The sequence below is a fragment of the Candidatus Clostridium eludens genome (genome assembly GCF_045310515.1).
GTDB lineage: Bacteria > Bacillota > Clostridia > Clostridiales > Clostridiaceae > Clostridium_B > Clostridium_B eludens.
Genome location: NZ_JBJHZX010000006.1, coordinates 160,591 through 185,589, shown reverse-complemented (window position 1 = coordinate 185,589; position 24,999 = coordinate 160,591). Strand labels below are relative to the sequence as shown.

Below are 24,999 nucleotides of genomic sequence, written 5' to 3'. Positions count from 1 at the left end.
GCTCAAAAGAATTGCTGGTTTATTCTTATAAATAAGTTTACCTATATTCTTTATTCTGTTTAATTTTCAAGGATCATCTGCCGTCTCATCTTGACGGCTTTTGTAGTTTATCATACATTTTTAACTTTGTCAACAACTCTTAAAAACTTTTTTATATAGTCTTATAAACAAAGTCACATGTTAATGTAATGACATTTGATATGATACCACAACTTTAATTTTATTCTATACATATAGCCATTATATATCATGTTTATCTAAATAATTCTATAATTTTCTATAAAAATCTATTATATTCATATAGAGATACACTAGGCAGCGTTATTGTAAAGTTTTTGTATCAAATTTACATAAAAAAGAGAAACTTACTATGAAAAATCAGTTTCCCTTTTATGATTTCTTATAATCCCTGCATATTATTTACTATATCCTTAAACACATTTCCTCTAATTTCAAAATTGGGAAACATATCAAAGCTGGCACAGGCAGGGGAAAGAGTAACAACGTCCCCATTATTGGCTAATTTTTTTGCTTCACTTACTGCTTCCAATAAGGAATTTACCATAACAATAGGTATATCAATTCCTCTTTTATATTTAAGTTTTTCAAAGGCTTCTTTTATTTTGTATTTTGTAGCTCCCATAAGTATTAAAGTTTTAATTTTCAAATATCCTTCCTCAGCTAGAATATCAAATGGTATCTTTTTATCATACCCTCCGGCTATTAGTATTACTGGTTTTTCAAAAGCCTTAAGTCCCGCTAATGTTCTTGTAGGACTTGAAGCAATAGAGTCATTATAATATTTTACTCCATTTACTTCCCTTACAAATTCACATCTATGCTCCACTCCTGAAAATGTAATAGCAACTTCCCTCATACTATCAATATTTACATCATCTTTTAATGCACAAAATGCTGCTAAAAGATTTTCTATATTATGCATACCCTTAAGCTTAACCTCTGATAGTTTGCAAACTTCATTTCCATCAATATATAAACTATTATTGTTTAAATATCCTCCCTCACTTAATTTCTCTTTACTACTGAATTGTTTGACCTTTCCTAATGCCTCTTCTGCCATGGAATTTGTTATATCATTACCTTTATTTAATACCAATAGATCTGAATCATTTTGATGCTTAAATATATTTTTTTTGCACTGTATATATTCTTCCATATCTTTATGAATATCTAAGTGATTAGGACTGATGTTAGTTATAACGGCCACTTCCGGCGAAACATTCATTGTCATCAATTGAAAGCTAGATAATTCAAGTACTACCTTATCATCGCTATCTATTTCCTCTATTCTAGAAAATAGAGGAGTACCTATATTTCCTCCTATCCAGCTCCTATACCCTTGTTTTTTTAAAATATTATATATAAGTGTAGTAGTAGTAGTTTTTCCATCGCTTCCCGTTACTCCATATATTTTAGCTGGACAATACTTGATAAATTCCTCCATTTCAGAAGTTATATATGCACCATTTCGTTTAGCTTCTATAAATGCTGGACTATCTATCCTCATGGAAGGAGTTTTAAATATTATATCAAAATTATTCAAATTACTAAGATAGTTTTCACCTAACACAAGGTTTACACCTTTTTCTTTAAGGTCCTTAGCTACTTCAGCAATTTCATCTTCAGTTTTTTTATCAAAGGCACTTACTTTAGCCCCTAACTTCAATAAAAAATCGATTAAAGGTTTATTACTTATACCTATACCTACTACTCCTATTTTTTTATATTTTATAAATTGTTTAAAGTCATTAAAATTTCTTCTCATTAAAAAACCTCCAAAAATAAACCTATTACAATAAATTTATATTTGATTATATAATAACATACTATTTTATAAAATCATACGTTCTGAGTGTAAATACTGGAAACAGTTTAAATCCTTATTTTATTAAAAGTTTAATATATAACCTTTCTTAAAATGAAATTGTCGAATAAAATCAAAATTATATGAAAATATTTAATTTAATGATTTTATACTTCACTATTGAAAAATATGATTTGATTGTGATATACTATACGTGTGTCGTAAGAAAACATTAATATAATTCCCCAAGTTTTAATTAAACATATAACATATCCCCATGATTAAACCCTAATTTACCGGATGAAAATCCGGTAAATTTCTTTTATAATTTAAAATAAAACTTATTTTTTATAAATACTATTAAATAAAATAGTACCACATTAGTTTCTTTACACTTATAAAGCGTAAAAAATTAATATGGTACATTTTACTAAAACTGCACTTTTTGTTGTATAAAATTCTTTAATTCTTCTATTTTTACCCTAAACTGTTCCATGGTATCTCTATCCCTTATAGTAACAGTATTATCTTCCATGGTATCAAAGTCTATAGTTATACAATAAGGTGTACCAATTTCATCCTCTCTCCTATATCTCTTACCTATACTTCCTGCATCATCATAATCCACATTAAAGTCTTTTCTCAAAATATTGTAAACCTCTAGAGCCTTTTCTGATAATTTCTTGCTAAGAGGTAAAATGGCCGCTTTAAATGGAGCTATTGCAGGATGAAAATGTAACACCGTTCTTAAATCTCCACCTTCTAACTCTTCTTCATCATAAGCGTCAACTAAAAATGCAAGTACTGCTCTATCAGCTCCTACAGATGGTTCTATACAATAAGGTATATATCTTTCATTGGTACCTGATTCTAAATAAGTCATGTCTTTTCCTGAATGATTTTGATGTTGAGTTAAATCGTAATCAGTTCTATCTGCTATACCCCAAAGTTCTCCCCATCCAAATGGAAATAAATATTCAATATCCGAAGTAGCATTACTATAATGTGAGAGTTCCTCTTTTTCATGAACTCTAAATCTTACATTTTCTTCTTTTATACCAAGTTTCAATAAAAAATTCCAGCAATACTCTTTCCAGTAGCTGTGCCATTCTAAATCAGTACCAGGTTTACAGAAGAATTCCAGTTCCATTTGTTCAAATTCTCTAGTTCTAAAAGTAAAATTTCCTGGAGTTATTTCATTTCTAAAAGCCTTACCTATTTGAGCTATCCCAAAAGGTATCTTTTTTCTACTTGTTCTCTGAACATTTCTAAAATTTACAAATATACCCTGCGCTGTTTCAGGTCTCAAATATATTTCTGCTTTTGAACCCTCTGTAACTCCCTGAAAAGTCTTAAACATAAGGTTAAATTGCCTAATATCTGTAAAATTCACTTTTCCACAATCAGGGCACACAATATTGTTATCATCTATATACTTTTTTAATTTCTCATTACTCCAGCCATCTGCACTAGCTTTTTCTATACCCTTTCCCGTCATGTGCTCCTCAACTAATTTGTCAGCTCTAAATCTTGATTTACATTCTTTACAATCCATAAGTGGATCTGAAAAATTACCTACATGACCTGAAGCAACCCAAGCTTCACTATTCATAAGTATAGCACAGTCTATACCTACATTGTATTCATTCTCATGTACAAATTTTTGCCACCAAGCTTTTTTTACATTATTTTTCAGTTCTACTCCAATGGGCCCATAGTCCCATGTGTTAGCGAGTCCGCCATATATATCCGATCCTGGATATACAAATCCTCTATTTTTAGCTAAAGCTACTACTTTATCCATAGTTTTTTCAAAAGGCATAATAATATTATTCTCCTTTCCATAATTAATTTAAATTTTAAGTATAAAAAAAGCCTGCCCTGAAGGGACGAATTTTATATCCGCGGTTCCACCCTTTTTAGCGCAAGCTCATCTTTTAAAATATATAGCTCCAAAGTTCCTTCACAATAAAATCCCAGTTGTTTACACCATCCACAACTTCTCTTTGTCATTTAGAGATTTAAATTACTACTATCCTTTATCAAAGCAATTTATTAAGTTATTCTACACAACATTTCTTATTACATGTAAGTATACTTAAGCAAGTTCTTTAAAATTCCAAAAAATAAAATGGCTCCGTGGAGAGGATTTGAACCTCCAACCCTTCGGTTAACAGCCGAATGCTCCACCATTGAGCTACCACGGAAGAACTCACATATATTATTATATCACGCAATTTTAAAAATGCAATATTTTTTTTATTATTTTTGCTAATAAATCTAAAATTTTGTTAATTTTAGATTTATATTATCTTCATCTGAAGCTTAAAAGAACTTATAAATGTACATATCATTGCCTATCCCCCACTTTGAAAAAAGTGGGGTGTCAGCTAATTATTATGTTCGGATAAATTACTGTTGGTTCGGCTTCATTGTAGGAAATAATATAACATCTCTTATGGAATAAGAATTTGTGAGAAACATTATAATTCTATCTAAACCTATTCCAAGCCCACCTGTGGGAGGCATACCTATTTCTAATGCATTTATAAAATCTTCGTCCATCATATATGCTTCATCGTCACCTAATTCTTTTTCTCTTAACTGCTGCATAAATCTTTCTCTCTGAACTATAGGATCATTTAACTCTGAATATGCATTACATACTTCTCTTCCAAATATAAAGCCTTCAAATCTTTCAGTATATTTATCATTTCCTCTCTTCTTTTTGGTTAAAGGAGATATCTCCACCGGATAATCTATTACAAAAGTAGGTTGAATAAATTTATGTTCACAAAACTCTTCAAACATACCTACTAATATATCTCCTTTTGTACAATCCTTTAATTCTTTCTTAAGGTCAATATTTTTTCCTTGGGCCATTTTTCTAGCCTCATCATCACTTTTAATTTCATTAAAATCCACTTGTGTAAATTCTTTAACAGCATCTACCATAGTTATCCTATTCCAAGGTGGCTTAAAATCTATTTCTGTATCTTGATATACAACTTTTGTAGTACCAAGTACTTTTTCACATACATATGCTAACATATTTTCAGTTAATTCCATCATATCATTATAATCTGAAAAAGCTTCATATAATTCCATCGCTGTAAATTCTGGATTATGCCTTACATCTATTCCTTCATTTCTGAAATTTTTTCCTATTTCATATACTCTTTCAAATCCACCTACTATCAATCTTTTTAAATATAACTCAGTGGCTATCCTTAGGTACATATCTATATTTAAAGCGTTATGATGAGTTATAAATGGTTTTGCAGCTGCCCCACCAGCTATTGATGAAAGTATAGGAGTCTCTACTTCTATATAATCTCTGTTATCCAAGAACTCCCTTATGGCCCTTATTACAGCAGTTCTCTTCAAAAAAGTATCTCTGACATCCTGGTTTATTATTAAATCTACATATCTTTGTCTATATCTCAAATCAGGATCTTTAAGGCCATGCCATTTTTCTGGAAGAGGTTTAAGTGACTTGGCAACAAGTTCAAAATCCTTAATATGAATTGATACTTCTCCTGTCTTAGTTTTAAAAACTTGACCACTTACAGACAAAATATCTCCTATATCATAGGATTTATACTCCTTCAGCTTTTCTTCTCCTACATCATTTATTTTTATATATAATTGAATCTTGCCATATCTATCATATAAATCCGAAAATCCAGCTTTTCCATGAACTCTTTTTGACATCAATCGCCCTGCTACAGTGACATCTTTGCCCTCTAAAGCTTCATAGTCATCTTTTACTTCCTTTGAGGTATGAGTTCTTTCAACTTTATATACGTCAAAAGGATCCTTACCTTCTTCTTGCAAAGCTTTAAACTTTTGTATCCTCTCCTTTATCAACTGATTAAAATTTTCTTCTAGTGCATGTAAATTCTTTTCCTCTTTTGCCATTAATATTACCCTCCAAATTATCTTCTTATATTCAGTATTTTATACTTACTAACTCCATCTGGAACCTGTATTTCAATTATATCACCAGGTTTTTTTCCTACAAGTCCTTTACCTACCGGTGACTCATTAGATATTTTATTATTAATAGGATCTGCTTCTGCAGACCCCACAATTAAATATTCCACTTCTTCTTCTAAATCATAATCTTTAACTTTTACAATTGAGCCTATACCCACTACATCCAATGGAACCTCATCCTCATCCACCATAGTGGCATTTTTCAACATATTCTCAAGTTGCACTATTCTTCCTTCTACAAATGCTTGTTCGTTTTTAGCACTATCATATTCTGCATTTTCACTTAAATCTCCAAAAGAAAGTGCTACCTTAATTTTTTCAGTAATTTCTTTTCTTTTAACTGTTTTCAAATATTCTAATTCATTTTCTAGTTTTCTTATGCCTTCATAGGTCATAACATATTTTTTTAATCCGCTCATTCTGTTCTCCCCTTTTAATAATTTATATAAAATTCTCCTTTACCCCATAACATTTTAATCCTTATTATATGTTACTCCATCTACGCCAATTATCATTTAAGTAATTATAAAACAGCAATATTATAATGTCAACATTTTCAAAATTTAATTTAATTTTTACAAAAACTTCATTTATATCTATAACGTTAATACATTTTTATTAAATTTTATTTTATCTAAAAATATACCATTATAGCTTAAAGACTTCTTTACATCCTTTTCATCCATCTGCGAAAGTATAGAACCTAATAATTCAGCTGATATTTCATCATACTTAAAATTCCATGGAATTTTATAACTAACATCGTTTACTATATTAGCGTCTATATTATATGGTACATAGGCATTATCCAAATACCATACACATTGATTATTATCCACGGTTATTCTTCTGGATGTTATTATAAAATCTGCATTTTTAAAAGAAAACTTTAGGTCAGAAGTAATTATAGGTGTTACTCCATAATTTGCTATAATATATTGCCTGATATCACCAAGCTTTATGATCTCTGTAGAAAGAAGTATTACGTATTTAGCTTCTTTAGCTAAATAACATATAGTATTAAATAAAATAGGATCTGAGGCATCATAAACTACTATACAACTTTGTCTTATACTCTTTTTTTTATTTCTTAATATAATTTTAGAACTTTCTACAATACTAAAAGCCATTAAATTTTTTTGAAATTTATTATATAGAGTATAGTCTAAATATCTATATACTTTAGGTGCTAATTCTATATCTTTAGTTTTAGATATTCTTTTAGCTGTCAAAATATTACTATTATACGAATTTATATTAATATTGGGAGGAAATTTTACATTTTTAATTTTTAATTTCAACTCTTTTATAAAAAGTTCTTCTTTTATTTTCACTTTAAATCTATCTTTTATTTTTCCCCAAAAACTATCATCATTATAAAATTTGGTTATATAGGAGTTAGCATATAGGATGGACTTCACATTTTATATTCTCCTTAAATTGCTTACAATATTATACTATTCTCCTGTGAAATTAAAAATTACAACATAAACTTGTATTTATTTAAAATTTGAAATACAGTTTCACTTTGTTCTTCACGGTTAATTTTTTCTTTTATTTCTTTACTATCTCTTAATCCTTTTATATACCAAGGTATATGCTTTCTCATTTCTCTTACAGCTCTATATTCTCCATTATAGTAAATGGCTTTCTTATAATGCTCTATACACATATCCACTCTTTCCCGTGAAGTAGGATATGTAACAGGATAAGAATTTCTATTCTCATATATTTGAGAAAATATCCAAGGGTTCCCTATGCTTCCCCTTCCAATCATTATTCCATCACATTTAGTAACCTTAAAAAGTTCATTTGCATCTTCTGCCGTAAATACATCACCATTACCAATTACAGGGATTCTAGTTGATTGTTTTACTTGATTTATTATATCCCAATTTGCTTTGCCATTATACATCTGAGTACTAGTTCTTCCGTGGATAGTTAAGGCATCTGCTCCAGATTGTTCTATAATCTTAGCAAAATCTACAGCATTTATATTTTCAAAATCGAAACCTATTCTCATCTTTATAGTTACTGGCTTTAAAGATGCTTTCTTAACTTCTTTTACTATTTGCGAGGCAAGCCGGGGATTTTTCATAAGTGCAGAACCTTCTCCATTTTTTACAACTTTAGGGGCAGGACAACCCATGTTTATATCTATAATACAAATATCTTTATTGTTATTAAAATAATCACACGCTTTAGCCATTATAACTGGATCATTTCCAAATATCTGAACACCTATAGGTGCTTCTGCTGGAGATACAGCCAACATATCCTTTGTAACTTGACTTCCATAAAATAAAGCTTTAGCACTTATCATTTCCGTATAAACAAGTCCACATTTAAATTTTATACATATATCCCTAAAAGCTCTATCTGTTATACCAGCCATAGGAGCTAAAAATACATTATTTTGAAATTCTATTTCTCCTATTTTCATTAATATACCTACTCTTTATTCTTTTCATAAATCAATCTAAGTCCTGTTAGAGTCAATACTGAATCAATTATATCTATAGACTTGGATCCTTCATTTATAAGTTTAGCAAGTCCTCCTGTAGCTATTACCAAAGGTTCCTCTTCTCCTAAATCCATCATTTCTTTTTTCATTTTTTTAACTATATAATCTACCTGACCAATATATCCATATATTATACCAGATTGCATACTAGCAACAGTATTCTTTCCTATAACATTTGGTGGTCTTATTATTTCTACCCTAGGAAGTTTAGCTGCCATCTCAAATAGCGCAGCAGAAGATATTTTTATGCCTGGACATATAGCTCCGCCTAGATAATCTCCGCCAGCTGTAACTGCACAGAATGTAGTAGCTGTTCCAAAATCTATAATAATCATAGATCTGTTATATATTTCATGGGCCGCTACAGCATTCACTATTCTATCAGCCCCTACTTCCCTTGGGTTATCATATTTTACATTTATTCCCGTTTTTACTCCCGGACCAACTACAATGGGACTGACCTGAAAATACTTTATTATCATATGTTCCAATGAGTACATTATAGTTGGCACTACAGAAGATATTATAGATCCAGTTATATCTGATGGTTCTAATTTGCTTTGTAAGAATAAATCCATTACCTGAACTCCATATTCATCTGCAGTCCTCTTAGAATCTGTAGATAATCTGGAAACTGATATAAGCTCTCTATTGTCATAAACCCCTAAAACAATATTAGTATTGCCCACATCTAAAACCAAAATCACTAAACAACACCGCCTTTCTAAGAATTTGTTTATTAATAATATACATAAATTAAAGAGCAGTTTTTCTACTGCCCTAAAATATCATTAATTCCTCTTAAAATAACAATTTAATTGTATCAATAAAATGCTATTTGTCAAGATTAAATATAAGCTGTGCCTTATTGTATCTTTTTCATAAAATCATCACTATTTACTATATATCTGGTATGAGAACTTTCTCCGATTTTTCCTTTTTCATCCCAGGCTTCAACTTGAAAAATTAATTTTTTCCCCTGAACTTCTTTTAGAAAAGCTTCACATCTAATTTTAGCACCCACTAAAGATGCTTTAATATGTTTTACATTTATTTCTATTCCGACAGTAGTATACCCTGTAGGCAAATGAAGATCTACACTATTTTTGGATGTATTTTCCATAAGAGCTATCATTGCCGGAGTAGCAAATACATTTAAATTACCCGATCCTAATTTTTTTGCTGTATTATTTTCAGTTACATGCATTTCCATAGTAGAGGTAATTCCCTTTTTCAAATTAAATTCCATTGCAATCATCTCATTTCGTTTAAAATTATCATAATATAAAACATACAGATTTATTATATCATGGTTTTTATAATTTAAAAATATATTTTAAAATTATAAAAACCATGATATAAAATAAAAAACTCCGTGAAATACACAGGGTTTTTTATATGACATAAATTAAGCTTGAGCAAATATCTCTTCAAATTCACTTGCTTCAAGTTTTTCTTTTTCTAAAAGCTTTTCTGCTACAGCATTAAGCCTATTCATATTTTCCGAAAGAAGTTTTTCAGCTTTATCATATCCTGCATCTATTAATTTTCTTATCTCTTTGTCTATTTCAAAAGCCACTTCTTCACTAAAATTTCTTCCTCTTCCTAAGTCTCTTCCTAAAAATACCTCATCATGGCCTGAACCAAATGCAATAGGCCCTAAATCACTCATGCCATAATCCATTACCATTTTTCTGGCTATTGTAGTTGCCCTTTCAATGTCATTTTTAGCTCCTGTACTTATATCCCCTATAACCAATTTTTCTGCTACTCTACCTCCAAGAAGCCCTATAATTTCATCCTTAAGTTTTGCTCTTGATGTATAGGAACTATCCTTTTCTGGAAGATGCATGGTATATCCTCCTGCCATTCCTCTTGGAATTATACTTATTTCATGGACAGGATCACAATTAGGTAATAACTTCATAACTACTGCATGGCCTGCCTCGTGATATGCTGTAAGTTTTCTATCATCTTCGTCAATTACCCTGCTTCTTTTTTCAGGCCCTGCTATTACTCTAGTCACTGCCTCTTCTAACTCATTCATACCTATTAAATCCTTATTTTTTCTAACTGCTAAAAGTGCAGATTCATTCATAAGATTTTCTAAATCAGCACCTGTAAATCCAGGTGTTCTCCTTGCTAGAATATCCAACTTTACTTCATCTGCTAAATGCTTATTCTTAGAGTGAACTTTAAGAATTTCTTCTCTACCTTTAATATCTGGTGCCCCTACAAGTATTCGTCTGTCAAATCTTCCAGGTCTTAAAAGTGCAGGATCCAATATATCTGGTCTATTTGTTGCAGCTATCATAATTATTCCTTCATTAGCTCCAAAACCATCCATTTCAACTAAAAGCTGATTTAGAGTTTGTTCTCTTTCATCATGTCCTCCCCCAAGTCCAGCTCCTCTTTGCCTTCCAACTGCATCTATTTCATCTATAAATACTATACATGGTGAATTTTTCTTTGCCTGATCAAATAAATCCCTTACCCTTGAGGCTCCTACACCAACAAACATTTCAACAAAATCTGAACCTGATATACTAAAAAATGGCACTCCTGCTTCACCAGATATGGCCTTAGCTAAAAGTGTTTTACCTGTTCCCGGAGGTCCCACAAGTAAAACTCCTTTGGGAATTCTAGCTCCCATTTCTATATATTTTTTAGGTTGTTTTAAAAAATCCACTATTTCTGCCAGCTCTTCTTTTTCTTCATCTGCCCCTGCTACATCTGCAAAAGTTACCTTCTTCTTATCTGGTGTAGCCATTTTAGCTCTACTCTTACCAAAATTCATAACATTCCGGTTTCCTCCGCCGCCCTGAGACTGCTGCATAAACATAAACCAAAATGCTACCAGCATAAGTATTAAAAGAATTGTAGGCAAATATTGTACCCACATAGGTATTGTAGCGGGCTTAACATACATTTCTTGGACTTCTCCATCTTTAGGATGTTCCCCTATAAATTGAAATAATCTTTCAGATGGAACTACTGTTTCATATGTTGTTCCGTTTTTCAAACTACCTTGAACTGTCATTTTATCTTCTCTAAGCTGAAAACTTTTAATATCATTACTTAACCAATATTTTTGAAAATCATTAAAACTAATGGCTGTTGAATTCTCATTGGTTCTTACCAGCCACAATGCTGCAAGAATTACCAATATAAAAACTATAACCCAGGCCGTTGCACTTGAAAATTTTTTCATTGAGGGCCCCCCTCTCTTTCTAGTTTTATACTGTAAAATTGTATCATAAGTAAAATTTGTTTACAATAAGTTTTAATACTAATTATTTGTAAATTTCCTCTTTTAGTATACCAATATAAGGAAAATTCCTATACTTTTCTGCATAATCCAATCCATATCCTACTAAAAAATAATCTGGAACTTCGAATCCTATGTACTTGGCTTCGACTTTAACTTTTCTCCTTTCGGGTTTATTCAAAAGACAAGCTATTTCTATACTCTTAGCTTTCCTGCCTTTTAAGTAATTAATTAAATATGACAAAGTTGTACCCGAATCTATAATATCCTCTACTATCAGTATATGCTTATTTTCTATTTCAAAATCTAAATCTTTTAATATTCTAACAATACCTGAACTTTTTGTAGAACTTCCATAACTGGAAACCGCCATAAAATCCATAATACACGGAATAGTTATTTCTCTAAGCAAATCTGCCATAAAGGGAACTGAGCCTTTTAATATACCTACAAGCATCAAGTCTTTTCCGTTGTAATCCTTACTTATCTTTTTGCCTATTTCTTTCACTTTTTTCTTAATTGTATTTTTATTAATTAATATTTCTTTAATGTCATCACTTATGTTACTCATACTGTTATAGTTCCTCACTTTCAAACTTTATAGCTAAAATATCTTTAGTATTTTTATCCACCTTAAAAAGCTCACTTATCCTATATCCAACAACCCAGCCAATTTCATTCCCAAAACACACTAGAGGAATTTTATCTCTTTTATTTTTAGATATCTTTAGATCTATAAACAAACTCTTTAATTTTTTACTTCCAACCATTCCAAGTGGTGTAAATTTATCTCCCTTCCTTCTATTTCTTAATATAATATTTCCCTTTATCTTATTATAGTCAAAATACTGAATAAATCTATCCTTCTTATAATATGTATATTCCTTTAAATCAATTAAACTTATATAAATTTTAGATTTAATATCAGTAATATTATTGCATCCAAGCTTTAATGTATATTGTACTTCATAATTTTCAATAACTTTCTTTACATTCTTTCTTACTATTATATTTCCATAATCACTTGATACTAATATATTATGAGGGAGCATTATGTCCTTGCCAGTTGAACATCCTTGAATGTCTATTATATTAAAGATATGAACTTTTTCAATATCCTTTAAATCTCCGGACACAGCTTCTAGTGATAGTCTAATTATTCTAACTAATATAGCTTTCTGCTCTAAAAATGCCCCTTTAAATATTATAACCTGTTCTACCCTTACCTCACAATATTTTTTGAATTTTTCCTGTGAAATATAATCTAAATAATCATTATCTATTTTTATTATATCTGAAAGTCTATTTAATACCGTGATTATATCCTTATTAAAATTCTTCTGTATATATGGTATAAGTTCTAACCTTATTTTATTCCTAGAATATATAGTTTCTAAATTAGTTTTATCAATTCTAGGATGAAGATTATTATTATAGCAATATTTCTCAATCTCACCTCTGGTAGTACATATTAGAGGTCTCACAAAAACATTATCTCTTACAGGATTTATACCGGTTAACCCCTGCAGCCCTGCTCCTCTCATAATTCTCATTAGAACAGTTTCGGCCTGATCATTAGCATTGTGGGCTATAGCTATTTTTTCAGCTTTTAACTGGTTTTTAAATTCTTCAAAAAATTTATACCTTACTTCTCTACCTGCACTCTCACAGGATATACTTTTTTCCTTAGCAATACGATTTACATCTATCCTTAAACTTTTAAATTGAATAGATAATTTTTCACAAACTGTTTTTACATATTCCTCATCCTTATTTCCCTCTTCGCCTCTTAAACAGTGATTTACATGAGCTACATACAATGTTATTCCTAATTTTTTTTGTAGAACGTATAATATGTGTAATAAGCACATAGAATCAGGTCCTCCTGACACGGCTACTATTACCTTATCACCTTTATTAAACATTTTATTTTCTTCTATAGTATTGAGTACGCCCTCTATCACCACAAACACTTCCTAAGCATCATTTAATTCCTATAACATGAATTTCTACTGTACAAATTGGCAGCTCATTTATTCATCTAATTAATATTTTTTAACAAACCAATTATAACATAAATACAGTATTTTTTGATGGAAAATGAACATAAATCTGCATTTTAGATTATTGATTGTTTCTTTAATCCATGTCAATAAAGTGTATAAACTTTCTCTACTATTACTGTCATATCATCTTTTACCTTGCCTCCAGATAATTCTTTAGACTTATTTATAATTTTCTCACACATATCTTTAGGTTCAGTGCAGTCTAACTCCCTTAAAAATTCTATCATCCATTGAAAATTTCCTGCTGCTTCACTATTATAATCAATAATACCATCACTAACCATTATTATGAAATCTCCATTTATCACTGACTTACTTATTATATCTACATCAGGCTTATCTAATATACCTATAGGAAGTGTCTTTGATTTTATAATTATAATATCATCTCCCCTTTTTATAAAACTAGCTGTAGCTCCAACTTTCATGAAATCTACTTCTCCTTTGTACAAGTTTATACTACTCAGATCTAATGTAGAAAATTTTTCATCTTCAGCAAATTTAATACTCATAATAGAATTCACTGTATTAATAGCAGTCATTTTATTAAAACCTGCCTTTGCAAATCTTTCTATGAGTTCAACAGCAGCATTACTCTCTTCTCCTGCTAAAGGACCCGAACCCATTCCATCACTTATTATTGTCATATAAGTACCATCTGGTAATTTACCAAAACTATAGCTATCTCCATTATACTTTTCCCCATGTTTGCATTCACTAATTACATGGGTGATAATATGGTATTTAGGAGTTTCTTCAAAAGCTATATTACAACTATTAGATGAAAAATTTATATCACAGTTATCCTTACTTAATCCCATGAGTTTTCCAGTTACATTGTTTATTAAGGGTAATACTTTTTTAATACAATCTTGTCTCCCTCCGCAAGCCTCCATAGATAAATTTATGACCAGGTGTGCATTTTTATCATTGAAACAAAATATATCTTTATAATGTATATTATTTTTATTTAGAATTCTTCGTATATTATTTTCTACTGATGGATTAAATCTTATGTCCGAACTTAAATCCTGTACTATCTCACCTACAGTCCTTCCCATATTCCCTATCTGGGATGCCAGCAATTCTCTACATTCCCCCAGCCTGCTTCTCCATACTTCATTTACAATGTAATTATTCACAATTTCTCTGGTATTCTTTAAAAGCAGGGTTCTCCTGGTGCATTTTTTCTGCAATTCCTCAGGAATATACTTTTTATTATCCTGGTAATTTTGTATTAATTCTAGAAATGCATTATATGTATAAAAGGTTTCTCTCCTCCAACACATATTATTCATATCACAGCTAGAACAAACTCTATCTGCCAAATTTTCTACAAGGGCACTACTTTTATTTTTCATAGTAAGTTTATCATTATTAGCTAATCTAGAAAGAACAGAAGATATGTCAGTTAGCACATGAGAAAAACTATCAAGCCTATGCATAAAAATAGACTTAATTTTATCTGCATAATTTTCTTTTAAACGCTCCTGCTTTTTCTGCCAATCTAATTCTAGTTCCATTCTTCTATATATATTTTGCGGTATTATAAAATATATAATACAACTTATAATTACTTCTATTATTTTAAATTGTGAACCTATATTAGAGTACATCTTTAATACAGCAAATCCTATAATATATCCAGCACCACTCATCCATTTACCTGTTTCTCTAAATAAGCCTGATATAAGTCCGCATAGGCCATAAACTGAAACATAGGTCATCATATCATTAGATGTCACTCCTATTATGGCCCCCATAGCTATACCCCCTGCAGCACCTGAGGCACTTCCTTTTACATAACCTAATATAAGTATAAAAGTTAGCGCTATTATATTTCTGACAGATAGCCCTTGAATAACTGTACCCCAAGTTCCGGCTATAATTAAAGAGGTAGTTATAGACATACTAATTATCTCTTCACTACTATACAAGTGTCTGGTTTTTAATTGATTAAAACATATTATAGAATAATTAATAATAAAATATAATGGGAATATACACATAACTTCAAACATAGAATTAAATGCAGCTACCCCCAGTGAAAATTTAACTATGAAAAACTTATAAGCTAAAAATTCTAAAAACGTGAAGGAAAATAGCAAAATTAGTTTTTTAACCTTAGCAATATCATTGAATATATAATTTAGAGACGTCAATGTAACAGTTACTATACAATATGATGGAAGATATTTTACATTTCCATATATCGAAACATATCCAAGTAGTGTACCGACTCCCGCTGCCAATGCCGGTTTTTTTCTTTCACATAAAGCCATAGATATAAAAAAAGCTATTCCAAAAGGAGCCATGAGATTTACCATCATAACCCTTGCTACTAAAAATCCAGATAAACAATAAAATATCATTTTTATTGTATTTCTCAATTGTTCAGATTTGTGTTTTTTTTCTTCACCCTTTGACTTTTCTGTTCTTTGATAAGTAAAAACCTCTGCTCCATATTGCATTATACCACCCACCTTATAAAATTACTGTTAATAATTATACCAGTAATTTCTGGAAATAAATGTCATAAAGTGAAATGATAGTATATTTTTTTTAGGACAATAATTTCTATGTTTTTCTCAGTTTTTACTTTATATAATTACATTAATAAAAATAAGCTTATATTTTTTATATAGAATCCATAAAATTTTGAACATTGTGGAATATTTTACCTATAAAACTCAAATATTTTGAAATCATAAAAAAAGCTTGCAAAAAACTTGCAAGCTTCTGGTAGCGGAAATAGGAATCGAACCTACGACACTTCGGGTATGAACCGAATGCTCTAGCCAACTGAGCTATTCCGCCTTATATGTAATTTTGGTTGCGGGGGAAGGACTTGAACCTACGACCTTCGGGTTATGAGCCCGACGAGCTACCAACTGCTCCACCCCGCGTCAATTTTGGTGCTGAAGACCGGAATCGAACCGGTACGGGTTTTAAAGCCCGCAGGATTTTAAGTCCTGTGCGTCTGCCTGTTCCGCCACTCCAGCTAGTTTTAATGACATTGGTAGCGGAAATAGGAATTGAACCTACGACACTTCGGGTATGAACCGAATGCTCTAGCCAACTGAGCTATTCCGCCTCATATAGAATTTGGTTGCGGGGGAAGGACTTGAACCTACGACCTTCGGGTTATGAGCCCGACGAGCTACCAACTGCTCCACCCCGCGTCATTTTGGTGCTGAAGACCGGAATCGAACCGGTACGGGTTTTAAAGCCCGCAGGATTTTAAGTCCTGTGCGTCTGCCTGTTCCGCCACTCCAGCAACAACGTCTTACTTTGACGACATAAATTATTATATATGATAAATATTTTATTGTCAACCATTTTATAAAACTTTTTAATTTCATAAAATAATAAAGAGGCTGCCGCAGCCTCTTTAGCACATCTTATTAATAGTTAGATGACTTTTTATACCCCTTACCCTTTGAATCTTGATGCTTTTTAATATCTTGAAATCTCTCTTCACTATCCTTTAAGAATTTAGATAATCTATCTTCGAAACTACCTTGATTATTCCTGCTTTTTTCCTTTTGCCAATCTATTTCCTGGGGTCTTAAGCTCTTTTTATCCTTTTCAGCTTGCTTCATAGATAAACTTATCTTACCATTATCATCAATAGAAATTATTTTAACCCTTATCTTATCCTTTTCCTTCAAATAATCTCTTATATTTTTAACATAAGTATCTGACACTTCAGATATATGCACTAATCCAGTTTTACCATTGACATCTACAAAAGCTCCAAAACTGGTAATATTAATTACTGTACCCTCTAGTATGCTTCCTGCCTTTAAGGTCATATTAAAAAGACTCCTCCTTAAAAATAATACTATATAATATAATCTTTTTCTCTACCATCAGAGTAGGACTTCTTGGATCTCTCCCAGAAATTTTTCCTGCTTCCACAATAATTTATCCTCCATAATTTCTGTAGACATATATAAAGTCTACTTTTATTATTTATTATAGTATAAATGACTATTAGTTTTTTTTGTCTATTACAGGAGTTTCACCTTCATTAATAAGACCTAATTTTTCTCTAGCTAACTTTTCTATGTAAGTATTAGATGTAGACATCTTAATTTCATCCTGTAATTTTTGATTTTTATCTTTTATCCTCATCTGTTCAAGTTTTCTCTCAGCAATTTGTTTTCTTATATTAATCATAGTAATTTGTTGATTTATAAAAATATATACCATGTATATAATTATTAATAAAAAAATTATATTTTTCCATTTAATTTTTATTTTCATTAATAATCACCAGTTTCCTATAGTTTCAACTACTTACTGTACACATTCTTTCTCACAACATTACCCAATATATCATCTGGATAGTACTATACTTATATTGTAATTTGATTTTTAATTTTCTTCAAGTTAATTTTTATAATTTTTTTTATTTTTTCTTGCAATACTATAAATAACATACTGAAAAGGATATGCTAATATATTTATAATTATCCTAAAAGCTCTTCCCAATACTTTAAACAATTTTTGATGAAATTTTACGAACACATTACTAAAAAATTTCATATATATATATATGCCTACAGCTAGTAAAACATATGCGTACATTCCCATATAAGCATAATTAGTATAAAGTAAAAACACAAATACAATTATAGCTGCAAATATCCAAAACAACGTATCTTCTATGAATATTATTATTTTACTCAAATTGGAAAATCCTCGTATTAACCTATAAAAATCAAACAATATCCCGGTTATTATTCCTGCCATGATACTAAATATTATAAGTCGAATCTGCTCTCCTATTGATATAATCATAATAACCCTTTCCTAATCAATTATACCTTTTATTTATAAATCCATACTTTTATTATTTAAATATTCTCGATATTAAATTTTGCCTTTTTTTCTTAGGTTCACTACTTGTATATGCACAGGAATTTATAACTCCTATTATAATGACATCACCGTTTTGTACATCTAGCTTGTTCATTTTTAAAGCTTTTCCTTTTATATTGAGGGTTCCAAGATTAGTATTTAAAACTATTTGGTCTTCATTAAAACTTACTACTTCAATAATACCAGTCAGTATCAGCTTTCTTCTACCTTCAAGACTCAATAGACTTTTTTTATCTTCCATATTTATTTCCTTTTTCTCCATAAAACATCCCCTCCACATATAATAATATATGCGGCTAAAAAGAATTATATTACTATATATTCTTAATTTGAGATTATTTCATACATATCTTGAACATCCTCTTTCTTAACATGATTTTGAATGCCTAAAATTTTTGCCTTTAAGGTCTTATTTGCATATTTAATTTCTATTATATCTCCCTCTTTAACTTCTGTACTAGGTTTGGCTATTTTGTCATTTATACTAACTCGCCCTCCCTCACATGCTTCTTTTGCTATGGTTCTTCTTTTTATTATTCTAGACACTTTAAGATATTTATCCAATCTCATATTAATTCCTCCAATTAATGCATGTTTGACTTGCTACTTATTTTTTACATATTGAAAACGAAAAACCTAGATTTCCATCCAGGCTTTTCGTACAAAATATACTTATTTATTTACTTTCTCCCTAAATTCTTTCCCAGCTTTAAATACAGGAACTGTTGATTCTGGTATAGTTATTTCTTCTTTAGTCCTTGGATTTCTTCCAATTCTTGCAGCCCTTTTTCTTGTTTCAAATGTTCCGAATCCTACTAGTTGAACTTTTTCTCCTCTTTCCAACGTCTCCTCTACACTTTCTATAAACCCTTTTAAAGCTGCTTCTGCATCTTTTTTCGTTAATTTAGATTTTTCTGCTATACCAACAATTAATTCTGACTTATTCATCTTTCTTACCTCCTCTTATTTTTATAGATAAAAGTACACAAATATACATACCTATACTATAAACGAAGCTTTGGTTATTCTTAAATTAAAATTTTTAACTAAAGTTTAATCTAACCAACAAATACAGGCTCATCCCTATATCTTGTGATAACTAACATTTATTATCAATTATACACTGAGAATACCTATTTTAAATACATCTGTATTATTTTCGGAATATCATATTACAAAGTCACTGGATGAACCTTAAATACATTTAGATAATACACAAGAAATATTTTTAACATTTACTATGTATATTTGTATATATCTTAGAGCTATGGTCACTTAATGATTTACTTAAGAATGCTTTTATATAGGCATATTAGCATATTCTATACGCAATCAAAAATTCCTTCTTTTTTATACAAAGTATTTAAAACTTATTTTTAGCTTCTTCCCAAAGTTCATCCATTTCATCTAATGTCATACTTGTCATATCCAGACCATGAGCTCTAGCATTTTCCTCTATATATGCAAAACGGCTTATAAATTTCTCTATAGTATAATTTAATGCAAACTCGGGGTCAATGTCAAGGAATCTTGCAACATTTACGCTTGCAAATATTAAATCCCCTATTTCTTCTAGTATTTTTACCTTTTGTTCGCCTTTATATACGTCTTTGACTTCATAATATTCTTCTAGCACCTTATCTAAGGCATATTCAACCTTTTCCCAGTCAAAACCTACCTTTGCAGCTTTCTCTTGAACCTTACAAGCTCTCATCAAAGCCGGCAAAGTTTTAGCAACATGCTTCAGTTCATCTGTATATGTTTTTAACCCTTGTTCTTTTTTCTTTATTTTATCCCAGCTTATTAGCACCTCCTTAGAATTGTTAATTTCCATATTTCCAAATACATGTGGATGTCTCTTTACCATTTTATCACATATAGCTCTAATCACATCATTAATATTAAAAAATCCTTCTTCTTTTGCTATTTGGCAATGAAAAATTACCTGTAGTAATACATCGCCTAACTCCTCTACCAATTTTATATCATTTTTTTCCTCTATAGATTCTATAACCTCATAACTTTCCTCTATAAGATATTTTTTTAAGCTATCATGATCCTGTTCTTTGTCCCATGGACATCCTGTTTCACTCCTTAATTTCTCCATTATATCTAATAAATCCTTCAAATCATATGTAATTTCTAAACTTTTAGGTACATAAATTGAAGTTAAATAATCTATGTCAGTTTGTCTATCTAGCTCATATAATTTAATTTTTCTTATACTTTCAACTTCTCTTACCCCTGCAGCCCTTATAAAATATATATATGTATCATCTTTATAATAATTCATAAGGGCTAATTTCACCTCAGAAGCAATTAGTCTATCATATACCTGGGTTATTATTATTGCCGCTCTTTTATCCATCAAATGATTCTTTATATCAAAAGCATCTATTATCTTTACTCCTTCAACTATATCTATTTTTAACCTTTCCATAATAACATCTATAAAACTAACTGAAGGTATTATTTGTACATCTATAGATTGTTCTTTACACAAATTTAACAATAACATAACAGATTTTTCCGCTACCAAAGGATGCCCTGGTACTGCATAAACTATTTGTTTGAATTTCCTTTCCTTACATACTAGATCTTGTGCAATACAATTATATACGTCTTCAAATTTTTCTTCTTTATCATATATATAATCATAAGTTTCAAAATTAATATCTAATTGTTTTAAATAATTTACAGTAGGATGTTTTTCTGTCCTTAAATAAATTTTATCTGTATTCTTAAGTATATCAATAGTACCAATGGTGAGGGAATCCACCGAACCAGGACCTAAACCCACTATTTTAATCAATTGTAATCTCTCCTTTATCTTTTTAAAAATCTACTTTTTATATAACTATATTTAAATATCCTAAATACAACTATAAGCGGAATATATATAATTAAACCTGAAATAATAGCTAGAAAACAAGCTATTCTGCTACTCATGGTATAATTATAGACATAACAATAGATAATTACAACAGATACTATCATAAATAAGGAAGCAAATGCTGGCTTAACCATAGTTTGAAAATAATTTATATTTATCCTCAGATTTCTACTTAAAAATATTATATTTAAAATACATGTTATAGCATATCCAGCTATGCTTCCTATAATAGCTCCATAAATATTTACGGAAGGCACAGGTACCATAAATAAAGTTATAATTATTTTCACAACACATCCTACCCCCAAATTAAGTACTGGTCTAATATAATACCCTACCCCTTGTAATATAGCCGTAGATGTTTGCACCAATATTATAAATGGAATACATATGGCTGAATACTGAAGTATTTCAAACCCAGCAGATTGACCTGGAAATATCAGATTTAAAATTGGATATGCCAGAGTATATAATCCTAACACAGATGGAAATCCAATTACAGTAGAAAGTCTAAAGGATAAATCCACCTTATTTATAACATCAGCTTTTTTGTTTAATACATGTGATTCTGCAATTATAGGCATTAAAGAAGCACATAACGCAGCAGATAGTGTGAGAGGCACATTTATTAATATAAAGGCTTTTCCCGTAAGTTGCCCATATAATATGGCAGCATCCCTATATGTAAATCCTGCTTCTAATAATTTCTGCGGCACCAGAGCTGAGTCTATAAGACTCATTATACTGCTTACAGCTGCTCCTAAAGATACAGGAACTGCTATATACAGTAATTTAGTTAATATATCTTTATTGTCTGATACTTTAAATACACTTATTTGTCTTCTTACATAAATATATTTGATTATCAAATATACTCCTCCAAAGATCCCCCCTGCTGCCGCTCCCAGTGCCGCCCCTCCTGCAGAATACTCTATACCCTTAGGCAAAAGCAAATACGCAAGTCCAACTCCTACCAATATTCTTCCTATTTGCTCTATAATTTGAGATATGGCAGTATAATTCATATTTTGAAGTCCTTGAAAAAATCCCCTGAAAGCACTCATTATAGATATAAACATAGGTGCAAACGCAATTGCCACTAAGGAATAATACGATTTTTTATCCCATTTCAAAAAATGTATGATAGGGTTAGAAAATATAAGAAGTATAGCTGTAAAACCTGTCCCTAAAACAAACATTAGAAGTACAGACTTTCTAAGTACCTGAATTACTCCTTCATAATCCCCTGTAGCATTTCTTTCAGATACCATTTTGGACACTGCTACCGGTATGCCTGATGCTACCGCAATAAAAAACATATACAGGGGAAAAGACATTTGATAATACCCAACACCTTCGTCTCCAATAAGCATTTGAAGAGGCCATCTAAAAAATAACCCTAGAAATTTAGCTATTATCCCTGCCGCCCCTAATATAATAGTACCTTTTATAAGCGATTGTTTTTTCATAAATATACCTCCAGATTACTATAGTTGCAAACAATTTATTCCCCTGTTTATAATTATTTAAAACCGGAAGGCATTATTACTTTAAGTGAATATTTTTTATATTTCAGCCAATAATGTTTTAATGTATCAAGTGATTTTTAGATTCATGTGGAATTTGCCTATGAGCAGTGTTTTGCTTCATATGAATCTTGAAAGAACTTACATCAGACGCATAGCAGTGCTAGCTATTCGAGGCAAAATATAAATGGCAGCTACGCTGCCACCATTATCTATTGTTCCATTTGCTTTCCTAAAAAGGATGATGCAGTTTCAGCTAATTTGACTTCTACATCTCCAAACTTAGTTTCTTCTTTAGATACTATTATTACTGCTCCGATTGCATCTCCTCCTGCTATTATAGGACATATAACCTGTGCAGAGTACTTATTTTCTATATCTTCATCATCATATAAGGGAATAATCTGATTTTCTTCCCTTGATGTTGAAACTGTTTTTCTATCTTCTATTAATTTTTCTAATTCAGGGCTTATTTTCTTTTCTAAATATTCTTTTTTTGGTGTACCAGTTACTGATACCATGCTATCCTTATCACAAATCATAACTATATGACCTATAGTTTGCTGAAGTGATTCTGTATATCCCTTTGAAAAATCACTTAATTCTCCAATAGGAGAATACTTTTTTAGAATAACTCCTCCTTCCCTGTCTGTAAATATCTCTAAAGGATCTCCTTCTCTTATTCTAAGGGTTCTTCTTATTTCTTTTGGTATTACAACTCTACCTAAATCGTCTATCCTTCTAACAATTCCTGTTGCTTTCATACTTAATTGATTCCTCCTTAAAAAATAATATATAACTTGTATTATTATTATCTTTCTAAACATGAAATTTTATACACAATTGTTATTTAAATTAGAAAAAACCTTAAAAAGAACTATTATAATTTGTAATATAGTTCTTTTTTAAGGTTTTTATACATTTTATATGTAAATTCTGACTACATAATATTCTTTTCTTTCTTATCTATAGTTGAAGCTTTTTTCCATTCCTGAATTTTTTGAGAAACTAAGCTGTTCTTTTTATCGCTTTCTAATTGTGTTTTTATTTGATCCTTAACTTTACTAAGAGGTTTAACTGGATATTCTTCTTTACTTATGCATTTTATTATATGGTATCCAAAACTACTTTTAACAGGTTCTGATATAGCACCTTCCTTTAGTGCCAAAGCTCCTGCCATAAAATCAGCATCAAGTCCTGAATTATCATAATTTACAGTTCCCAAATCTCCACCCTTGTCTTTAGTAGCTGTATCTTGGGATACTTCTTTTGCAACTGTTGCAAAATCCTCTCCATCATCTAATCTCTTTTTTACCTTCTTAGCCTCATCTTCAGTTTTTACCAATATATGAGCCAAATGCATTTTATTAGGCTGCTCTGTAAATTTATTTTTATTGGCATTATAGTAATCTTCAATTTCCTTATCGGTTATTTTTATATTTTTTGCAATACTATCACTTACCTTCTCCAGTATCTCCTGAGTCCTCAATTGAGATAGAAACATACTCTTAAACGATTCTTCCGTAAACCCTTGCGCCTTCAATGCGGCTTCAAACTGTTCATCGTTATTACCAAAGTTTTGTTGTTTAATTTGTTTAATCTTATCCTCCATATCAGATTTCAATTTACTCTCCTCTGGTAAAAGTTTTAATTCTTTAGCTTTTTGTTCAACTACTTTATTTGTAATCAAATCATCAAGTATCTGCTCTTTTTGAGTCTTTATAGTATTAATAGCATCTTCATTCTTTTCATAGTTTTCTCCATATTGCTGTTTGATTTGACTTATTAATTGCATTGTATTTGGATCTTTATCTAAATCACTTCTTGTGATTTTTTCTCCATTAACCACTGCTACCGTGCTATTAGCTATAGCTTCTGGTGTTTTCTCTATCATATTACATCCAGCAGTCGAAAATACAAACATTGTTATAAATGCAGCAGCTGTCAATCTTTTTATATTTCTCACAGTTTATTCCCCCACTCTTTTTGGTATTTTACAAAATACAAATTT

At 30.3% G+C, this 24,999-nt stretch carries 22 protein-coding genes and 7 tRNA genes; all 29 read right to left on the bottom strand.

Annotated features, from left to right (window positions below):
* Positions 1 to 400: 400 nt before the first annotated feature.
* Positions 401 to 1,786 carry a UDP-N-acetylmuramoyl-L-alanine--D-glutamate ligase gene (gene murD / locus ACJDU8_RS06225; protein ID WP_406791280.1) on the bottom strand — a complete coding sequence of 462 codons (1,386 nt, stop codon included), beginning with the start codon at positions 1,784 to 1,786 and terminating at the stop codon, positions 401 to 403.
* A 469-nt stretch (positions 1,787 to 2,255) separates the two neighbouring features.
* Positions 2,256 to 3,647: a glycine--tRNA ligase gene (locus tag ACJDU8_RS06220; protein ID WP_406791279.1), complete on the bottom strand. Its 1,392-nt coding sequence runs from the start codon at positions 3,645 to 3,647 to the stop codon at positions 2,256 to 2,258.
* A gap of 310 nt (positions 3,648 to 3,957) precedes the next feature.
* Positions 3,958 to 4,032, bottom strand: a tRNA-Asn gene (locus tag ACJDU8_RS06215).
* Positions 4,033 to 4,237: 205 nt separating this feature from the next.
* A complete protein-coding gene (lysS, locus tag ACJDU8_RS06210) occupies positions 4,238 to 5,746 on the bottom strand; it encodes a lysine--tRNA ligase (RefSeq protein ID WP_406791278.1) in 1,509 nt (502 codons plus the stop codon).
* Positions 5,747 to 5,763: 17 nt separating this feature from the next.
* Entirely contained in the window at positions 5,764 to 6,243 is a 480-nt protein-coding gene (greA, locus tag ACJDU8_RS06205; protein WP_406791277.1) for a transcription elongation factor GreA, read from the bottom strand.
* A 177-nt stretch (positions 6,244 to 6,420) separates the two neighbouring features.
* On the bottom strand, positions 6,421 to 7,245 hold the full coding sequence (locus tag ACJDU8_RS06200) for a hypothetical protein (protein WP_406791276.1): 825 nt from the start codon (positions 7,243 to 7,245) through the stop codon (positions 6,421 to 6,423).
* A gap of 59 nt (positions 7,246 to 7,304) precedes the next feature.
* The gene (gene dusB / locus ACJDU8_RS06195) at positions 7,305 to 8,267 is read right to left on the bottom strand and encodes a tRNA dihydrouridine synthase DusB (RefSeq protein ID WP_406791275.1); all 963 of its coding nucleotides are present in this window, start codon (positions 8,265 to 8,267) and stop codon (positions 7,305 to 7,307) included.
* An 8-nt stretch (positions 8,268 to 8,275) separates the two neighbouring features.
* On the bottom strand, positions 8,276 to 9,055 hold the full coding sequence (locus ACJDU8_RS06190; RefSeq protein WP_406791274.1) for a type III pantothenate kinase: 780 nt from the start codon (positions 9,053 to 9,055) through the stop codon (positions 8,276 to 8,278).
* 158 nt (positions 9,056 to 9,213) lie between these two features.
* A complete protein-coding gene (locus ACJDU8_RS06185) occupies positions 9,214 to 9,597 on the bottom strand; it encodes a thioesterase family protein (protein ID WP_406791273.1) in 384 nt (127 codons plus the stop codon).
* Between the two features lie 159 nt (positions 9,598 to 9,756).
* Positions 9,757 to 11,559, bottom strand: a complete 1,803-nt coding sequence (gene ftsH, locus ACJDU8_RS06180; RefSeq protein WP_406791272.1) for an ATP-dependent zinc metalloprotease FtsH — start codon at positions 11,557 to 11,559, stop codon at positions 9,757 to 9,759.
* Positions 11,560 to 11,641: 82 nt separating this feature from the next.
* The gene (gene hpt / locus ACJDU8_RS06175) at positions 11,642 to 12,187 is read right to left on the bottom strand and encodes a hypoxanthine phosphoribosyltransferase (RefSeq protein ID WP_406791271.1); all 546 of its coding nucleotides are present in this window, start codon (positions 12,185 to 12,187) and stop codon (positions 11,642 to 11,644) included.
* A 4-nt stretch (positions 12,188 to 12,191) separates the two neighbouring features.
* Complete coding sequence (tilS, locus tag ACJDU8_RS06170) at positions 12,192 to 13,580, bottom strand: tRNA lysidine(34) synthetase TilS (protein WP_406791287.1); 1,389 nt, start codon at positions 13,578 to 13,580, stop codon at positions 12,192 to 12,194.
* Positions 13,581 to 13,765: 185 nt separating this feature from the next.
* Entirely contained in the window at positions 13,766 to 16,153 is a 2,388-nt protein-coding gene (gene spoIIE / locus ACJDU8_RS06165) for a stage II sporulation protein E (RefSeq protein ID WP_406791270.1), read from the bottom strand.
* 269 nt (positions 16,154 to 16,422) lie between these two features.
* Positions 16,423 to 16,499, bottom strand: a tRNA-Met gene (locus tag ACJDU8_RS06160).
* Between the two features lie 13 nt (positions 16,500 to 16,512).
* Positions 16,513 to 16,588 (bottom strand) — tRNA-Met (locus tag ACJDU8_RS06155).
* 7 nt (positions 16,589 to 16,595) lie between these two features.
* Positions 16,596 to 16,684 (bottom strand) — tRNA-Leu (locus ACJDU8_RS06150).
* A gap of 15 nt (positions 16,685 to 16,699) precedes the next feature.
* Positions 16,700 to 16,776: transfer RNA gene (locus ACJDU8_RS06145), tRNA-Met, on the bottom strand.
* A gap of 12 nt (positions 16,777 to 16,788) precedes the next feature.
* Positions 16,789 to 16,864, bottom strand: a tRNA-Met gene (locus tag ACJDU8_RS06140).
* A gap of 6 nt (positions 16,865 to 16,870) precedes the next feature.
* Positions 16,871 to 16,959: transfer RNA gene (locus ACJDU8_RS06135), tRNA-Leu, on the bottom strand.
* Between the two features lie 127 nt (positions 16,960 to 17,086).
* Positions 17,087 to 17,497, bottom strand: a complete 411-nt coding sequence (locus ACJDU8_RS06130) for a S1 domain-containing RNA-binding protein (protein ID WP_406791269.1) — start codon at positions 17,495 to 17,497, stop codon at positions 17,087 to 17,089.
* A gap of 181 nt (positions 17,498 to 17,678) precedes the next feature.
* Positions 17,679 to 17,951, bottom strand: coding sequence for an FtsB family cell division protein (locus tag ACJDU8_RS06125; protein ID WP_406791268.1), 273 nt, complete (start codon positions 17,949 to 17,951; stop codon positions 17,679 to 17,681).
* Positions 17,952 to 18,077: 126 nt separating this feature from the next.
* Positions 18,078 to 18,488, bottom strand: coding sequence for a spore cortex biosynthesis protein YabQ (gene yabQ, locus ACJDU8_RS06120; protein WP_406791267.1), 411 nt, complete (start codon positions 18,486 to 18,488; stop codon positions 18,078 to 18,080).
* Between the two features lie 52 nt (positions 18,489 to 18,540).
* Entirely contained in the window at positions 18,541 to 18,831 is a 291-nt protein-coding gene (gene yabP / locus ACJDU8_RS06115; protein WP_406791266.1) for a sporulation protein YabP, read from the bottom strand.
* A 62-nt stretch (positions 18,832 to 18,893) separates the two neighbouring features.
* Positions 18,894 to 19,139 (bottom strand): RNA-binding S4 domain-containing protein, encoded by a 246-nt coding sequence (locus ACJDU8_RS06110; protein ID WP_406791265.1) that lies wholly within the window; start codon positions 19,137 to 19,139, stop codon positions 18,894 to 18,896.
* Between the two features lie 102 nt (positions 19,140 to 19,241).
* A complete protein-coding gene (locus ACJDU8_RS06105; protein WP_406791264.1) occupies positions 19,242 to 19,517 on the bottom strand; it encodes an HU family DNA-binding protein in 276 nt (91 codons plus the stop codon).
* A gap of 415 nt (positions 19,518 to 19,932) precedes the next feature.
* Positions 19,933 to 21,381, bottom strand: coding sequence for a bifunctional methyltransferase/pyrophosphohydrolase YabN (gene yabN / locus ACJDU8_RS06100; RefSeq protein ID WP_406791263.1), 1,449 nt, complete (start codon positions 21,379 to 21,381; stop codon positions 19,933 to 19,935).
* Between the two features lie 14 nt (positions 21,382 to 21,395).
* The gene (locus tag ACJDU8_RS06095) at positions 21,396 to 22,931 is read right to left on the bottom strand and encodes a putative polysaccharide biosynthesis protein (protein ID WP_406791262.1); all 1,536 of its coding nucleotides are present in this window, start codon (positions 22,929 to 22,931) and stop codon (positions 21,396 to 21,398) included.
* Positions 22,932 to 23,200: 269 nt separating this feature from the next.
* Positions 23,201 to 23,752, bottom strand: a complete 552-nt coding sequence (gene spoVT, locus ACJDU8_RS06090; protein ID WP_406791261.1) for a stage V sporulation protein T — start codon at positions 23,750 to 23,752, stop codon at positions 23,201 to 23,203.
* 176 nt (positions 23,753 to 23,928) lie between these two features.
* Complete coding sequence (locus tag ACJDU8_RS06085) at positions 23,929 to 24,954, bottom strand: peptidylprolyl isomerase (RefSeq protein ID WP_406791260.1); 1,026 nt, start codon at positions 24,952 to 24,954, stop codon at positions 23,929 to 23,931.
* Between the last annotated feature and the right edge of the window lie 45 nt (positions 24,955 to 24,999).

Excerpts from the sequence above, each read along its gene's own strand:
- murD (WP_406791280.1), bottom strand. The coding sequence starts at position 1,786 with ATGAGAAGAAATTTTAATGACTTTAAACAATTTATAAAATATAAAAAA.
- ACJDU8_RS06220 (WP_406791279.1), bottom strand. The coding sequence starts at position 3,647 with ATGCCTTTTGAAAAAACTATGGATAAAGTAGTAGCTTTAGCTAAAAAT.
- lysS (WP_406791278.1), bottom strand. The coding sequence starts at position 5,746 with ATGGCAAAAGAGGAAAAGAATTTACATGCACTAGAAGAAAATTTTAAT.
- greA (WP_406791277.1), bottom strand. The coding sequence starts at position 6,243 with ATGAGCGGATTAAAAAAATATGTTATGACCTATGAAGGCATAAGAAAA.
- dusB (WP_406791275.1), bottom strand. The coding sequence starts at position 8,267 with ATGAAAATAGGAGAAATAGAATTTCAAAATAATGTATTTTTAGCTCCT.
- ACJDU8_RS06185 (WP_406791273.1), bottom strand. The coding sequence starts at position 9,597 with ATGGAATTTAATTTGAAAAAGGGAATTACCTCTACTATGGAAATGCAT.
- ftsH (WP_406791272.1), bottom strand. The coding sequence starts at position 11,559 with ATGAAAAAATTTTCAAGTGCAACGGCCTGGGTTATAGTTTTTATATTG.
- hpt (WP_406791271.1), bottom strand. The coding sequence starts at position 12,187 with ATGAGTAACATAAGTGATGACATTAAAGAAATATTAATTAATAAAAAT.
- spoIIE (WP_406791270.1), bottom strand. The coding sequence starts at position 16,153 with ATGCAATATGGAGCAGAGGTTTTTACTTATCAAAGAACAGAAAAGTCA.
- ACJDU8_RS06130 (WP_406791269.1), bottom strand. The coding sequence starts at position 17,497 with ATGACCTTAAAGGCAGGAAGCATACTAGAGGGTACAGTAATTAATATT.
- ACJDU8_RS06125 (WP_406791268.1), bottom strand. The coding sequence starts at position 17,951 with ATGAAAATAAAAATTAAATGGAAAAATATAATTTTTTTATTAATAATT.
- yabQ (WP_406791267.1), bottom strand. The coding sequence starts at position 18,488 with ATGATTATATCAATAGGAGAGCAGATTCGACTTATAATATTTAGTATC.
- yabP (WP_406791266.1), bottom strand. The coding sequence starts at position 18,831 with ATGGAGAAAAAGGAAATAAATATGGAAGATAAAAAAAGTCTATTGAGT.
- ACJDU8_RS06110 (WP_406791265.1), bottom strand. The coding sequence starts at position 19,139 with ATGAGATTGGATAAATATCTTAAAGTGTCTAGAATAATAAAAAGAAGA.
- ACJDU8_RS06105 (WP_406791264.1), bottom strand. The coding sequence starts at position 19,517 with ATGAATAAGTCAGAATTAATTGTTGGTATAGCAGAAAAATCTAAATTA.
- ACJDU8_RS06095 (WP_406791262.1), bottom strand. The coding sequence starts at position 22,931 with ATGAAAAAACAATCGCTTATAAAAGGTACTATTATATTAGGGGCGGCA.
- spoVT (WP_406791261.1), bottom strand. The coding sequence starts at position 23,752 with ATGAAAGCAACAGGAATTGTTAGAAGGATAGACGATTTAGGTAGAGTT.